Annotated in this window: 9 protein-coding genes; 6 read left to right on the top strand and 3 right to left on the bottom strand. The window is 43.7% G+C overall.

Annotation, left to right across the window (positions count from 1 at the left end; translation table 11 throughout):
- The first annotated feature begins 121 nt into the window (after positions 1–121).
- Genes PVA01S_RS17285 through PVA01S_RS17270 form a run of 4 tightly spaced genes read left to right on the top strand, consistent with a single transcriptional unit; the run spans position 122 to position 7,302 of the window.
- On the top strand, positions 122–2,662 hold the full coding sequence (locus PVA01S_RS17285) for a DEAD/DEAH box helicase (protein ID WP_244932983.1): 2,541 nt from the start codon (positions 122–124) through the stop codon (positions 2,660–2,662).
- A gap of 39 nt (positions 2,663–2,701) precedes the next feature.
- Positions 2,702–3,601, top strand: a complete 900-nt coding sequence (locus PVA01S_RS27640) for an HD domain-containing protein (RefSeq protein WP_127608649.1) — start codon at positions 2,702–2,704, stop codon at positions 3,599–3,601.
- A 54-nt stretch (positions 3,602–3,655) separates the two neighbouring features.
- Positions 3,656–6,016 (top strand): AAA family ATPase, encoded by a 2,361-nt coding sequence (locus PVA01S_RS17275; protein ID WP_164751875.1) that lies wholly within the window; start codon positions 3,656–3,658, stop codon positions 6,014–6,016.
- On the top strand, positions 6,016–7,302 hold the full coding sequence (locus PVA01S_RS17270; protein ID WP_127608647.1) for an McrC family protein: 1,287 nt from the start codon (positions 6,016–6,018) through the stop codon (positions 7,300–7,302). The genes PVA01S_RS17275 and PVA01S_RS17270 overlap by 1 nt, the downstream gene beginning before the upstream one ends.
- 364 nt (positions 7,303–7,666) lie before the next feature.
- Here the strand turns inward: PVA01S_RS17270 and PVA01S_RS17265 are convergent, their stop codons facing one another.
- The 3 genes from PVA01S_RS17265 to PVA01S_RS17255 are packed head-to-tail and all read right to left on the bottom strand — an operon-like array spanning position 7,667 to position 11,260.
- Positions 7,667–8,608: a tyrosine-type recombinase/integrase gene (locus PVA01S_RS17265; RefSeq protein ID WP_127608646.1), complete on the bottom strand. Its 942-nt coding sequence runs from the start codon at positions 8,606–8,608 to the stop codon at positions 7,667–7,669.
- Entirely contained in the window at positions 8,605–9,732 is a 1,128-nt protein-coding gene (locus PVA01S_RS17260; RefSeq protein ID WP_127608645.1) for a tyrosine-type recombinase/integrase, read from the bottom strand. Before PVA01S_RS17260 ends, PVA01S_RS17265 begins: the two co-directional genes overlap by 4 nt.
- Before the next feature lie 10 nt (positions 9,733–9,742).
- Positions 9,743–11,260: a tyrosine-type recombinase/integrase gene (locus PVA01S_RS17255; RefSeq protein WP_127608644.1), complete on the bottom strand. Its 1,518-nt coding sequence runs from the start codon at positions 11,258–11,260 to the stop codon at positions 9,743–9,745.
- A gap of 275 nt (positions 11,261–11,535) precedes the next feature.
- Here PVA01S_RS17255 and PVA01S_RS17250 point away from each other — a divergent pair, with 275 nt between their 5' ends.
- Both PVA01S_RS17250 and PVA01S_RS17245 read left to right on the top strand, forming a co-directional pair.
- Positions 11,536–12,294 (top strand): hypothetical protein, encoded by a 759-nt coding sequence (locus tag PVA01S_RS17250; protein ID WP_127608643.1) that lies wholly within the window; start codon positions 11,536–11,538, stop codon positions 12,292–12,294.
- A 270-nt stretch (positions 12,295–12,564) separates the two neighbouring features.
- The coding region (locus tag PVA01S_RS17245; RefSeq protein WP_164751874.1) for a recombinase family protein at positions 12,565–14,194 on the top strand (1,630 nt) is incomplete at its 3' end.

The following is a 14,194-nucleotide window of genomic DNA, read 5'->3' as shown; positions in this document are numbered from 1 at the left end:
TCAACGTGCAAACGGGATTCGAGTTTCACAGTGGCGCTCCCTTGAACCCGATATGGAGTCCTATATAAACAAACCATCCGGCGTTTATTGTTCTCATGATGGATGTTCAATCTTGGATGACATGTTGACACCGGAAGAAACGGAATTGCTCATAGATCGAAGACTTCCTGTTCAACATAAATTCGATAGCGAAAAACTCGTCCAGAATTTGCTCGAACTCGGAACTCGCATTCGAAGTGACGTCCACGTGCATCAAATTGACGCTAATCAAGGCGCTTATGCTGAACAAATTCTTATGCCCAGTTGGCTGCAGCGGAAGCTTCATTCTCTGGGGATCAATAAGCTTTATGAGCATCAAGGGGAAGCTATACAGAACATCCGTGAAGGACGCAATGTCGTTCTCTGTACGAAAACCGCATCGGGAAAATCATTGGCTTACAATGTTCCCATCATGGAAAAATTGGTTGCTGATCCGAATGCTTGTGCGCTATATTTGGCTCCGTTCAAGGCATTGGTCGAGGATCAGTTTGCCCACCTGAAAAAATGGGCTGATGATGTAGAAGCACAAGGGAATCATTTCTCACTAAATGGATTTTCCCGATTCTCTGTAAATGGGCAACAAATATCTGTTGGGGTTCTCCACGGGCAACGTAACGTTCCAGAGCATATGAGAAAAGATCAGGCATCTAGCTTCGTGTTCTCTGAGGGGCGCTATTGGCTGACCAACGTACACTATCTGCATTTAATTCTTCAAGGTGCAGGTTCGCCTAAGGGAAAAGGCCCCCAACTGTTGCGCTTTCTGCAAAATCTTCGGTTTGTCGTCATTGATGAGCTGCATCAATACTCAGGCTTGTTAGGTTCAAAGGTTTCTTTGGTCCTTCGCAGATTAAGAATGTTATGTGACAGGTTGGGAAATAAAAACGTCCAGTTTATTGCCTGCTCGGCTACAATTGCTAATCCAAAGTATCTAGCTGAAGAATTAACAGGAATGCGTGGAATGAAAGGATTTCATGAAATATCGGGAGTACAAGCGCCAGTAAAGAAGAAAGCGATTTTGATGTGGAATCCGGGCTTATCAGACGATGAGCAAAAGAAAAGGGCCGTTGTTTCCGATCTCTATGAGATTCTGCGCACGATCTACAAGGATGGAAGATGGCCGAGAAGTATCATTTTCACAAGCAACCGCCAGCAAGCCCAGCTATTAAGTCGTGAGCTAAACATCATTATGCGAAGCCACCTTCAAGATCATGGCGGACTTTCGTCAGAAGAATCATATGAACTTTTTTTACCGTATCATGCTTATCTGACACAAGAAGTTAAGGAGCAAACCATACAGAAACTCGAACAAGGTGAGATCCTTGGAGTGGTCACAACCAGCGCTCTAGAGGTTGGAATTGATGTGAAGTGTCTAGACGTATGCATTTTGCTTGGATATCCAGGTTCTCAGGCATCCTTCTGGCAGCAGGCTGGCCGTGTGGGGCGTAGTAGAGACGGTGTGGTAATCATGATGGTTCAGGAAGAGCCATTGCAGCAATACTTCGCCCGCAACCCTGAAGAATTCTTTAAGCTCCCGCCTGAATCAGCAGCGATTAATACAGCGAATCCAAAGCTGTTGAAGGAGCATCTCGCATATGCAGCTCACGAACTGGGAGGAACGTTGACCAATGCTATGAATTATGTTCGCTCTTCGGCGCTTCGCAAAGTGGTTGCGGAAGCAAGCGACCAGTGGCAGCAGATAGAAGGAAAACTCCTCTATCATGGTGAAACGCCAAGATATCAAACTTTGTTTACAATGGGGGCTACTTATACGGTTGTAACCAAGAACGGCTGGAATGAGGACATCTTGTTTCAAAGTGTAGATGAGCGTTCCTTAATAAGAGATTATCACGTGGATGCAGTATTTCTGGGACCAGACAATCGTACCTTCTATAAGGTCAAGTGGGTTAACGGTAAGCAACGCAAAGTGGTTGTGGAGCCGGTAAGAACGGATTATCATACCCGCGGAATTGTTCGCGATAGCATTGAAATCCATGATATCACCAATCCACTGAGAAGTGACGCGGCGATCAAATCCAATCTTGGAAACATCATCGTAAAACGAAGCACATTTGGCTACAAAAAAATCTACAATCACGGCGCAACGCCTCCCGAAACCGTGCAATTGACAAACACATATCCTGTCAGTTTCCAAACCGAGGCGTTTTGGCTGATGTGGGATCACCAAGGAAGGGATGAACTTAAAGGTCTGCTCAATGATGTACTGGATCGCGATACCATTGACTTGGAGACCATGGCTGAGGGAAGCCTTCATGCGGTTGAACATGCCATAGCTTCGGCGATACCGGCCGTTGTAAGGTGCAGTATGGCTGATTTTCAGCACACCTCTTTTTATTCTGGCTCAGCATTGTTTGGAATGCCCGGAATGTTCTTCTACGACAGCCAAGCAGGAGGCGGTTCAGGTATAGTCGAGGTCGTTGCGGAAAAATTCGGGGTTCTCTTGGAGAAAGCCCAACAGATCATTAGCAGCTGTGGTTGTTCGGACGGCTGCCCATCCTGCATTCAGCTGTTTCATTGTGAGAAGCAGAATGAGCCGCTGCATAAGGCTGGGGCTTTGCTGGTTCTTAATCACCTGCAAAAATATCCGGTTCGCAACCATTCATGAGAAACTGATCTTTGAAATTGAAGGGAGGAAACCGTGTCTATGACTTTAATCGATAAGGCAATTGAGTTTGCTGCCGTTGCACATCGGGAACAGCGCCGAAAAGGCACAGAGATACCATACATTAGTCATCCTTATGCTGTGGGCATGATTTTGCAGCGGGCAGGTTGTTCGGAGGAAGTTGTCGCGGCTGGAATTTTGCATGACACGTTGGAAGATACCGATACAACGGAGGAGGATTTACTGGCCTTCTTCGGTCCTAAAGTATTGGAAATCGTAAAAGGCTGCTCAGAACCGGACAAAGGTGCATCATGGGAGGAAAGAAAGCAGCATACGCTCGATGAACTTAAACATGCAACCGTTGCTATTCGGCAGACGTCCTGTGCAGACAAACTACACAATATTCGTTCGATTAAGAGGGACTTGAAGCAGTACGGTGAGGAGGCATGGTCTCGTTTCAAACGAGGACGTGACAGTCAGGAATGGTACTATAAGGGGCTGGTGGAAAGCCTCGGGTACAAATCACGGTTTAAGTTGCTTGAAGAGTTGGAAGACGAAGTGGAAGAAGTTTTCGGCCCCTCACTGGATAATGCGGAGTGGAGAAAACTACGGCGAAACCGCAAGTTTTTCGATCTTGCTTTTGAGACTGTCTTTGGAAACCAAGAACAGCTGGAGGAGAGAGGAGCACATTTTGAACGAATAGGCGCTTGGGAGCTAATAAAGAAAGTTCATCAGAGGGCTTATCCGATTCATCCGGAATATGAGGCAGACTTCGATCGTCTAGCTAACTATTTGGTGGAACGCGGGATCGAGTTACATTCGAATAGTGAAGGGCCAATCATCCTGATCGGCTTCTGCACAGCGCTGATGCAGCTATTGAACTTATATCCGCATGAGATTTATCATCATTTCAAAAGAAATTTAAAACGTGGTATCTTGTAACGATACACCTGTGACAAAGAAAATAGTGGATAAATGAAATCGAGGAGATCCAATATGAGCAAAGTATATTTCGGCAAGTTTGACAGTAGAAGACCGCATCAAATCCAAGAGAAGTATTACGCCGCCGGCGCCAAGGAGAGTACCTGGTACGGGGGGATCGAACCTGGGGATTTCGTGTTTGTGGTGACCAATGCCAACGTAATTGCGTTATGGAAAGTGAGGGAATATGGGCATAAGGTAAATCCTATTAATCCGTCAGATACAGGTGTTGTTTTTTTCGAAGAAATCAAGCGGTTTCCGCATCCTGTACCCGTCGTGCAATTTATTAAAAGTCCATATTTCAATTTGGATCTCAACTTGCTTAATAAAATTAACAAAGCTACTCCAGGTCACGGATTCTTTCCCATTGAGACGACCTCGGCGTTTCCCATGGAAAACTGGGACCAGCTTTCTTTTGCTTCGGTTCGTCGTTATTACGTCACACTAAGTTCTCAACTCCCGTCGGTTGCGGAAAATGACATCATGGTTGTAATCGACAATCTCGTAACATCAAGAATAGTCGGGATATTGGAATGGAAGAATGGACAATCCCAACCTTATGCCAGTTTGCAGAAACTGTACGAGGACAAAAATTCCGTCAATGAACGGTATACATTGCTACAGTTGCTTGAATTTGCCGAAGAGGAAGCGCCGAATAAACGTAACTATTTGAAAAGCGTCCTGAATGAATTGGAAAAGCAAGGTTATTTTGTAGTGGATAATCCTATTCGCCTTTATGACAACGTCTTGGTTGGCCGCCGCAAGACACCGATCAGCAAACCGAATATGGAAGTTGGAACTGAAGGGAAAACACCAATTACGCATACGGTAGAATCTTCGGATATCGAGGACGCGCCGGAATTGTTTGAACAATACCGTGCGTATGCTGAGTTGCTGGATTTCAACCCCAATTTGATTTTATACGGACCGCCGGGAACAGGGAAGACGTTCGCTACGAAGAACATCATTGAAGCGTTTGAGTATACATTCCGTAAACGATATATCCCGTTCGTCCAAGTTGAACGGGAAGAACGGGTACGTTTCATCACTTTCCACCAGTCATACTCGTATGAGGAATTTATTGAGGGCATTCGCCCCCAATTGGAAGAAGACATGAAGCAAGACGAAGCAGGTGGTGAGATTCGGTACCGTGTGGAGCCTGGCGTTCTGAAAAAGATGGTGGAAGACGCGTCAGCACAAATTATCAAAGCGGAATCTGAGTCCTCCGGTATTTCGGGAGCCGAGTTCATACATTCGGGATCCCGGGTCTGGAAAGTATCGCTCGGCCGCCGCAACAGCGATCACATTTACAACCAATGTAAAGCGGGCAAACAAATAGCGGTCGATTTTCTCGATCACATCGACCTTACAGACAAATCATATGACGAAATTTATTCCTTGCTTGAGAATGAGCGGGATGATGGGGCTCAAAAGCCTACAATGGATGCCAATACGCTAGATACTCTCATTAACCAAATGGAACGAGGTGATATCGTATTTGTCTATGATGGCCCTCGGACGATTCGGGATATTGGTGTGATAACAGGGGATTATGCTTACAGAAAGGGACATGTAGCGCCACATGTCCGGCCGGTTGCGTGGTTGAAAGAATTTACGGACCCCGCGGATATTTACGATATGAACGGCGGAGTAAGTCTTACTCTCAAAACGATTTACGAGCTTCCCCGAATTCAAATGTCCGACGTTCAGAAATTGATCGGTATTTCCAGCGATATAAATAAAACGGTTAAGACACAGCAGCATCAGCAAAAACCATACTATTTGATCATCGATGAAATCAACCGAGGTAACATCTCTAAAATCTTTGGCGAACTGATAACATTGATTGAAAAGGACAAAAGGCAAACGGTCAGCACGATCTTGCCCTATTCCAAAAAGCCTTTCTCGTTGCCTAGGAACCTGTATATTATCGGTACGATGAATACTTCCGATCGATCGATCGCGATGCTGGATACCGCGCTAAGAAGACGGTTCGTATTCGCGGAAATGGAACCAGATTATGGGGTTTTCGAACAAAATACAGCAAAAGTGGGCTCGGTGGAACTTGCAAGTCTTTTGCGCAGCCTTAACGAAAAAATATCGGAGAAGCTGGATCGAGACCATCGGATCGGCCACGCCTATTTGATGGATGTTTTAACGATCGATGATCTTTTTAAGAGCTGGTATTATAAAATTTTGCCATTAATCGCTGAATACTTCTACAACGATGTCGCTGCTATTCAGTCGGTTGTTGGAACCAAGTTCTTCGAGAAATCCGGAAGCATGCGGTTCTTAAGCACGCAGCCTTCCGATAAAGATACGGTTTCCGACTTCGAGAAGGCCTTGTTGACCCTCTATAAAGGAATAGAAGACTGATGCCGAAACTCATCACCGTCTTTGAAGACAGGTATTCGTTGGAACCAATCTCGAATGAACATAGGATGGAATTATCTTCGTTGGAGTCCATTTGGGGAAGGCAAAATATTAGCTTCAGTGTAGATAACCGAGTGCTGCTAAGGAAGTATGTTGGATTTATCGCCACTCCTTCCTTGCAGCTACAGATTCTGCCCAAACTTTATGAAGATGCGGCATCCGCTGAAGACTTCGAAGAGGAAAAACGTTCGTCCGTTCGGATGCTGTTCCGTTTGCTGGCATCTAGCGGGTTCCTTTCAGTCAAAGATATTCCGGAACCTCAACTTATAGCGGCTATGAACGGAGATTTGCTGGAGATTTTCATTCACATTTTCAATAAGAGGTTCTTGGAACTCTTTCAGAAGCAAATTCATCGTCAATATGAAGATTTTGAGGGCAACCTGGCCTTCATTAGAGGAAGGATCCTTTTTCAGCGGCAGTTGCTCAGGAATGGGGGATTTAAGCATAAGCATTATGTTAGTTATCAGGAATTCACGGAAGACAATCTGCTTAACCAAATCATTAAAGCCACAATGATTTCACTTAGAACATTGACGAAAAACGAGGAAAACAAAACTAGTTTGAGCCATGCGCTTTTGCTTTTAGAGGATATCTGTCCCATCCGGCTTACCGAATCGATGTTCCAAAGAGTACGATTCAATCGGTTAAACGAAGACTATCGGCCGGTGTTTGAACTCGCTAAGATGTTTTACCTTAACCGTCAACCTGGGGTCCATGCGGGCGACGAGCGTACCTTTACCTTTTTGATCCCATTGAATCAATTATTTGAGTTCTCGTTATATCAATGGTTGGATAAAGGGTTATCTTCGGATGATTGGGTGGTCCGTTATCAGACGCCACAACGTTACTTGGATGCTGAAAAAGAGGTTTTTCTGCTCAGACCCGATATTACAATCGCATGCAGCCGAGCAGGATCAGACACGCCAATCGAAATGATTGTAGATGCGAAATATAAAAATCCCATTTCTGAAGAGAATACTCGACTTTCGGAGTCGGATGTTTACCAAATGTTGGCCTATGCAGTCCGTTATCAATGCAATCGGTTGTTTCTGGTATACCCAGTTTTCCGTGCGAATAAATATTTCCAGAATCCGCTAGCAACCTATTTGATACATAACGGAAATCAGGAGATCCGGATATCAGCTCTTCATATTGACATTGCTTCCGAAGACCTGGATCAAATACAAAAAGAGTTCATAAAGTTAATATGCCATTTTTTTGAGAGTTAAGAAGGGAGCATGAAATGAAAGTTCCGGAAGAGGCTAGTCCTTATGAGATACGAGAACTAGCCGAGCAACAGTGACCTTTGCTATTATTGATTTCAAAGCACATCCACTATATAATAAATTTGTTCCTTCCATCGCTTCTGTTCCCAACGGAAGCCTAATGAGTGGCCATCCTCTGGCCCAAATCATGTCCTCGCGGGACAGTTAATTGATACCATTTCCTCGAGCCAGGTGCTTTCGGTATCCAATTCCCTTTATGGTGATTAATTACAACACGGGAGTACTCTGTCCTTGTGTACTATAATTGTTCAAATAATGAACCCGAATGAAGCATGTTTTCTTTGCTTTCTTCGGGTTCTTTTTGTTGTTATTGAAGAAGATCGGAACACGCGTCATTCAGCAGCTTCGCAGCGTCAACTGGAGGAACATATCGCAAAGTTGTTGATAACTGCTTATGGCGTAGTTGTCGTTTTATAGCGATAATGTCAATCCCGCTGCTCTGCATCAAGTATGCCGTTGTATGTCGAAAACTATGGGCAGTGACTGTCTTTTGTATACCGGCCTCTAGGCAAAGATTCTTGATGATTCGGTTTAATCCTGCTTTTGTTAGTGGTCGATTGTTTTCAAAGAAAACCTCGGAATGTCCGGAATTCCGCCATTCTTCTACAACCGGATGATGCAAATAACGCTCCAACTCAACAACGAGGGAATCGGGCATATAAACGACTTCGGAGGAGGTTTTCTGCCCTTTGTTAACCAGAATAACCTTGCGCTCAAAATCAATCTGTTCGTACGTTAGCTGTATAATCTCCTTGTTTCGAAGAGCGGTCGTTGACATTAGCAATATGAGGATGTAGAACTTCCGGACAAATGGATCGGCTTTAAGCGCTGCTTGAAATAATCGTTGACATTCACCAATGGAGAGGGAACGATCTATTATTCGGCGTTCATAATACGGATTCGGAAAATTCTTCATGGGGTTTTGTTTAATCATCCCAAGACCGTGAAGTAACGTGAAAAAATGTTTCAGGTAAACAATGTTATTGAAGATAGTATTCTTGCTTGCCTGAAACCTCTTCTTGAGAAACTGGATATAACCGTCAATACATTCAGTATCGATCGGGCGATAAGTCTCGGATTCAGTATCATAATAAAATTTATCGAAATCCAGCTCTCCCTCAAAGTCTAAGCTCAGATATTGTTCAAATTTCATGAATTGGCGACTATAAGCGTAAATTGCAGAATCCTTGAGATGGGTATGTTTTTTCCAGTTGGCATAGTAAGGGGAATCCAATAACAAACGTTTCATTTGTTCTCCAACCTTTCTCTAATTTTTTGAATAATCTCTTGGGCAAATGGGTGTTTGTTAATGGCGTCACGAAGTTGATCATCGAAAAGCCGCAAGTACTTCATCGTGCTGTCGATCGACTCGTGACCTAGAAGTTTTGAGAGGGTGTATATATCGATCCCTGCTTCAAGGCCTTGAACGGCAAAAGAATGACGAAAAGAGTGAGGACCTAAACGATCTTTGTCTTCCTCTTTTATCGACCGAGACTCGCGAATAATACGTTTCATAAATTGCTGAATGGCTCTAGATGTGATGGGTTTATCCCCGGCAGTGCTTGAAAAGATATAGAGCCTTTGATAATCGGAATCTGGCATCACCTCGCGAGCGCGACTGTATTTTTTCTCTATAAAATCTGTGAGCATCATTAAGGCGAGCTCGTTGATTTTTCGGACTTTCTTGGTATTCTCAGCCCCTTTGGGTGTTACCTTGATTGTTTGAGTATCAGGAGTGATATCACCGATTCTTAGATGGCAGAGCTCGTTTATGCGAATTCCACTCCCAAGGAAAGTCCAGATAATTGCAGTGTAAAGGCTATCGTGGTTACGAGATTGAGCGATCTGCAAGATTTCCGCGATCTGCACTTTAGTAAAGGCTTTTGGTGCGTCATCGTTTGACCATCGAACGCGTAGTATAGTCTTCAAGTCCCCGAGATCCTGATGGCCATAAAATATTTTGTATGTGGTCTTTATGAAGGTTCGAAGAAAGGAAGACTTCTTGGCTTTTGTATTAGGATCCTCATTAAGCTTAATATAGTCGGACAAGAATTCGCCGTTTGTTACCTTTTCAAACTGCGGATCGTCGCCAAACTTTTCCTTGACATGTTGCTGGAAAAGTTTCATCTCTGACCGATACGTTGTTTGCGTGGTCCGGCTAAGTCCAGAAAACTTGCTGCTTTGATAGAAAGCATCAACGGCTTCGAGAAATGAAACGTTCCGCACTGCCAGGGGCATATTAGGTTTTGTCTGTGTCTGGACAGGCAAGGTTTCCATAACTTGCCGCATTTTCTCTGGACCATAAAGACATAACAGCTGATTCAGTTGTTCTTTAAGTTCGGTATACTTTGTATCGTTGATTACTTTAGGCATGGGAACCTCCTCAGTAATTGATTTTGTTTACAGCATTTGTTAATTGATTGGAGCTCCGGTGGACGTATCGTGCAGTATTTTCTGGCCGATCATGTCTTGCCAAGTACATAAGCAATTGTGACGGGCAATCTGTACGTTCCGACAACCTGCTGATGAAAGTGTGCCTCAGTAAATGGGGACCCCCCGGATATTTCCATCCCGAGACAAAAGAATAAAGTTTGTACTGTGCCCTTAATTTGCGAATAGTTGATTGGCTGTTGTTTCCAAACAGATGGATATCCTGACCTTTGTTGACAACAAGCTTTTGAAAGTAATTCTGTAGCGGATCAGGTAAGGGTAGAATGGCCGATTTCTCGTTTTTTCCGAAGACAGAGATGGTTCTATTCTCGACATTGATATCCTGATAGTGAATGTTAGCAACTTCATGAATTCGCAAACCGAGACAAAGCATCAACCCAAAGGCTGCCAGTTCCAATGTGGGATGATCAGAATAGAGTTGGATATTATGAAAAAAACACTGGAGTTCAGCATCTGTTGGTAACTCGCGATAATAGTATCTCTCGTACGGGATTCCTGTAACATCCATTGTTATGTCTTTAGCAAGCCAGCCCAATTTATAGAGGTTAGCCAGAAGGAATCGGATATCGTAAAAACAATTGCTAACCGTTTGCTTGATATAGATCCCTTTCTTTTCTAAACGGAGTAAATATTGCTTGAATTCGAGTAGATGCTCCTCAGTAACTAATGACAATGGTAATTCGTCGCATGAAGTGCTCTGGAACTGAACGTATGTTTTATTCAACCAGTTTAAAAATAGGGCGTAACTGATTTTATATTTACCGTTAACGCTTTTTTCCTTGACTCCTGAACGGTGTAAATCTTTAATATGCGCAGTGATAGCGGGATGATTTATATCTTGAGTCCTCTTTTTTGTAGAAATACCGTTTGTTGATTTCTTTAATTCGAACCCATTAGAGATTAATTTTCGAGCTATTGCTAGAATCATGTCACGTTGAACGAGATTGTAGGAAGAATGCTCAATGAAATTAATAAGTGCATCTTTATTTGCCAATTCTTTGTTTTGAATGGATCTAGCATCAAGCCCATAACGGGTTTTAAAAAAATCAATGAGCTCTAGTGCGTATTCCATCAAAGAAAAGTAGCTGGTGGATTTGATCGACTTTTTATTATCAAGGTAATCCAGTAGCACGGGGGCAAAGATTTTGCCTTGAATCTGGGTTGAAAAGATCCATTCATTTAATGCAAGAGAACCACTTTCTGGTGAACATATCTCGACGTCCTCTTCAGGCCAACGAAATGCATACATGGTATTCAAGAACGTGAGCACCTTCTCCCAACTAAGACTCTTAATATCATGATTGCCAGTTGGGACAGTTTGTAAACATTCTTGCGAAGTAGAGTTCTCATAAGAAGCAATCTCTGCAATAGTTTTCGCATTTTGCTTCCAATGATCCGAATACATGAATCCCAAAATATCGATATCTTTAATATTCTGATCGTTATCCATCTACATCTCTCCCTCAGATTCTGTTTCTTTGACCGTTCAGACAGCAGCTTTTGCTTAAGAAAGGAGGTGGGGCCCGATGGTCCACATCATTGATGTAAAGGTATCATTTGCTTTCGTTTTCTGTCCTGGTTGCTCCACAAATGGAGCAAAAGCTCGTTGGGTTTTCGGGTTATGCGAGGATTTCGGTCGAAAGAAACAAGAATCTGCTCCATTTGTGGAGAGTTGATGATGAGTGCTTTGATACGGGATTAAGCTGATGGAGTGTAAAGCTTAGGTTGAAGGAAGACCTTCTTCAACTAGCCTTAAAATTCATCCATGGTGAAATAGACGAAATCACTTATATCAGCAGGCATGATCGAGACTGGTATGAGGTGAAAGAACTGGCAGCTACTGACCCAATAACTTTTGGTATTCTGCTACGGAAACTATCCTTGCCTTATCGTCGAAAAGCATTGATACATGCCTTTAGTTTAAGGACAGCGGAGTTAAGAACACTCTTGCTGGGAGATTTTTCGGAATCTTCTTCTACAATTTTCGACTTAACGAACCCTTTGAAATCTAGGAGATTCAGCAATGAGCTACTGGCCCAATTTGGCATCATCCACCGTGTTCCTTTTGATTGGGCTTATAAGGATAGGCTTGTTATGGAGCGATGGAACTTTAAAAATTATGATTTTAGCGGGATAGCTTTAACTTGTATGGAAGACCTGATTCCGTTATTGAGAATGGCTGAAGATCGTAATAGAGATGTAAAAGGATATGTCATCCAGACAAACACGGATCAAGAATGTTATATCCGTCTAGAATCACGAACCGATGTGATCGTCGTTGATCTATATCAAAATGACCTATTAAGTTTGGACAAACTCATGTCCGCTCTAAAATCGAAGTCCTTAACATGGTCAGGATTCATTACCCAATCTGTTGTACCTGGGCACCGGTACTGGACATTCATTGGGGCGGATAATGAATCGGCTATTGCTCGAATCATGGAAACGGAGTTCAAGTATATCCAAAACACCATGCGCTTGTGATAGGACAAACCGCAGACGGAATAAGGTGTATTGAGGTGAAAAGTATGGAGCGAATGCCGACAATCAAAATCGTATATGTGCCTCATACTTTATGTAGTGATTCAGTTCAAGTCTCAAACACCTTATCCGCTGCAGAGGCCAAAAATGCCGTTATCGATTACATCCTAAAGCGTTTGATCTTGAAACCGACTGAATAAGCCGGTTTTTTTGTTTCTCTCTTTGTCCATACTGGAAAGTGATAGTGATAAGAAAGGAGAAGAGCGAACCTCCATGTATACGGCCATATATCCAAGGGTTTCTACAGGCATGCAAGCATCAGAGGGCACAAGCCTTGATGCACAAATTGAGATTTGCATGCGGAAAGCGAAAGACTTGGGAATTCCCGAATCCATGATCAAAGTTTATCGCGAAGAAGGATTCACAGGTGAAGATATCGATCGGCCCGCCATGAATGAATTCAGACAAGATGTTGCGCAAGGGCTGGTCCGTCGCTTGATTGTTACCCACCCCGACCGGTTGACCAGGGACTTGACGGATAAATTAATCCTTTGCCGTGAGCTGGAGCGGAGCAATATCGAGCTGGTGTTCGTGGACACGGAATACCGGAATACGCCGGAAGGGCAGCTTTTTTTCAACCTGATGAGTTCCATAGCACAATACGAGTTGTCTTTAATCAAGAAGCGGACGGTACGCGGAAGACTCAAAGCGGTGGAAAAAGATAAGAAGATCATGCCCATGCGTGTGGCTCCCTATGGATATGATCTTCATGAAAATACCTTGATTATCAATGCGCAGGAAGCCGAATTTGTCCAGAAGATATACCACTGGTATGTTCATGAGAACTATACGCTTCGTGAAATCGGGGATCGACTCTATTCATTAGGGGCAGTACCCAAACGAGGGGAAAGCAGGAACTGGAGCGCCAGTTCCATTAGAAGGGTTCTTACTTCTGAGGTGTACATCGGCAAGTTCTATTACAATCGTAGAGAAACCCGGAAGATTCGCGGGGAGAAAACCAAGAACGGCACACCGAAAAAAACATATGCCTTTCGCGAGGAAAAGGACTGGATCGAGGTTACCGTGCCAAGTATCATTGACCCGCAACTGTTTGAATTAGCCCAGGTGCAGAAAGAGAAAAACATGAAACGGTCAGGAAATGTAAAGTATGAGTATTTGTTAAAATCCATGATCCGGTGTGGACATTGCGGCAGAATGTGGCAAGCAACTACTTATACAGGCCGGGTAAATAAAGAAACGGGAGAAAAGATCCGTTACACCTGCTACAGATGTCCAAACCTCTTCCCAAAGAAGTATGGTGAAGGAGTTGAGAAGTGCCCAACTCAAACGTTGCGCGCCGATATGTTGGATCATTACGTCTGGCAGCTCATTTTGGAGACATTGTCTAATCCCGATGATTATATGGAGCGGCTGCAAAGCAAATCGAATGAGATTAACCTGGAACTTCAATCCGCCGCGGACCACATCAAACGTCAGCTGGAGCAGAAGGAGAAGGAAAAGGAAAAAATCAAAATCATGTTCAAGCGGGAGGTCATTGATGAGCAGGAGATGCTTACCGAAATGCAAAAGATTAATGCCGGACTAAAGTCGTTGGAGCAAGAGCTTGCCGGGTACGAAAAGCAGTTGTCAGAACAAGCGGAGAAGGAAATATCGGCCAATCGGATTGCCGAGGTCTCCAAGGCTGTCCGAAACTTTATCGAGAGCGCCGGCGACGAGCTTACCCTTGAGGAGAAGCGACATATCCTGGAGACCCTGGTTGATGAAGTTATTATTCGCTACGACGGGAACGAAGTACAGATTACTGCAGTCGGAGCACTAGATGAGTTAAAACGCCAACAATTTATTCAGCATGAGAATGACATCGGTTCGTGTTCACAACCTC

It is taken from the genome of Paenibacillus validus NBRC 15382, from assembly GCF_004000985.1.
In the GTDB taxonomy this organism is placed as follows: domain Bacteria; phylum Bacillota; class Bacilli; order Paenibacillales; family NBRC-103111; genus Paenibacillus_G; species Paenibacillus_G validus.
Note: the sequence above shows the minus strand (reverse complement) of the source record. Positions and strands in the feature narration are given on the sequence as shown.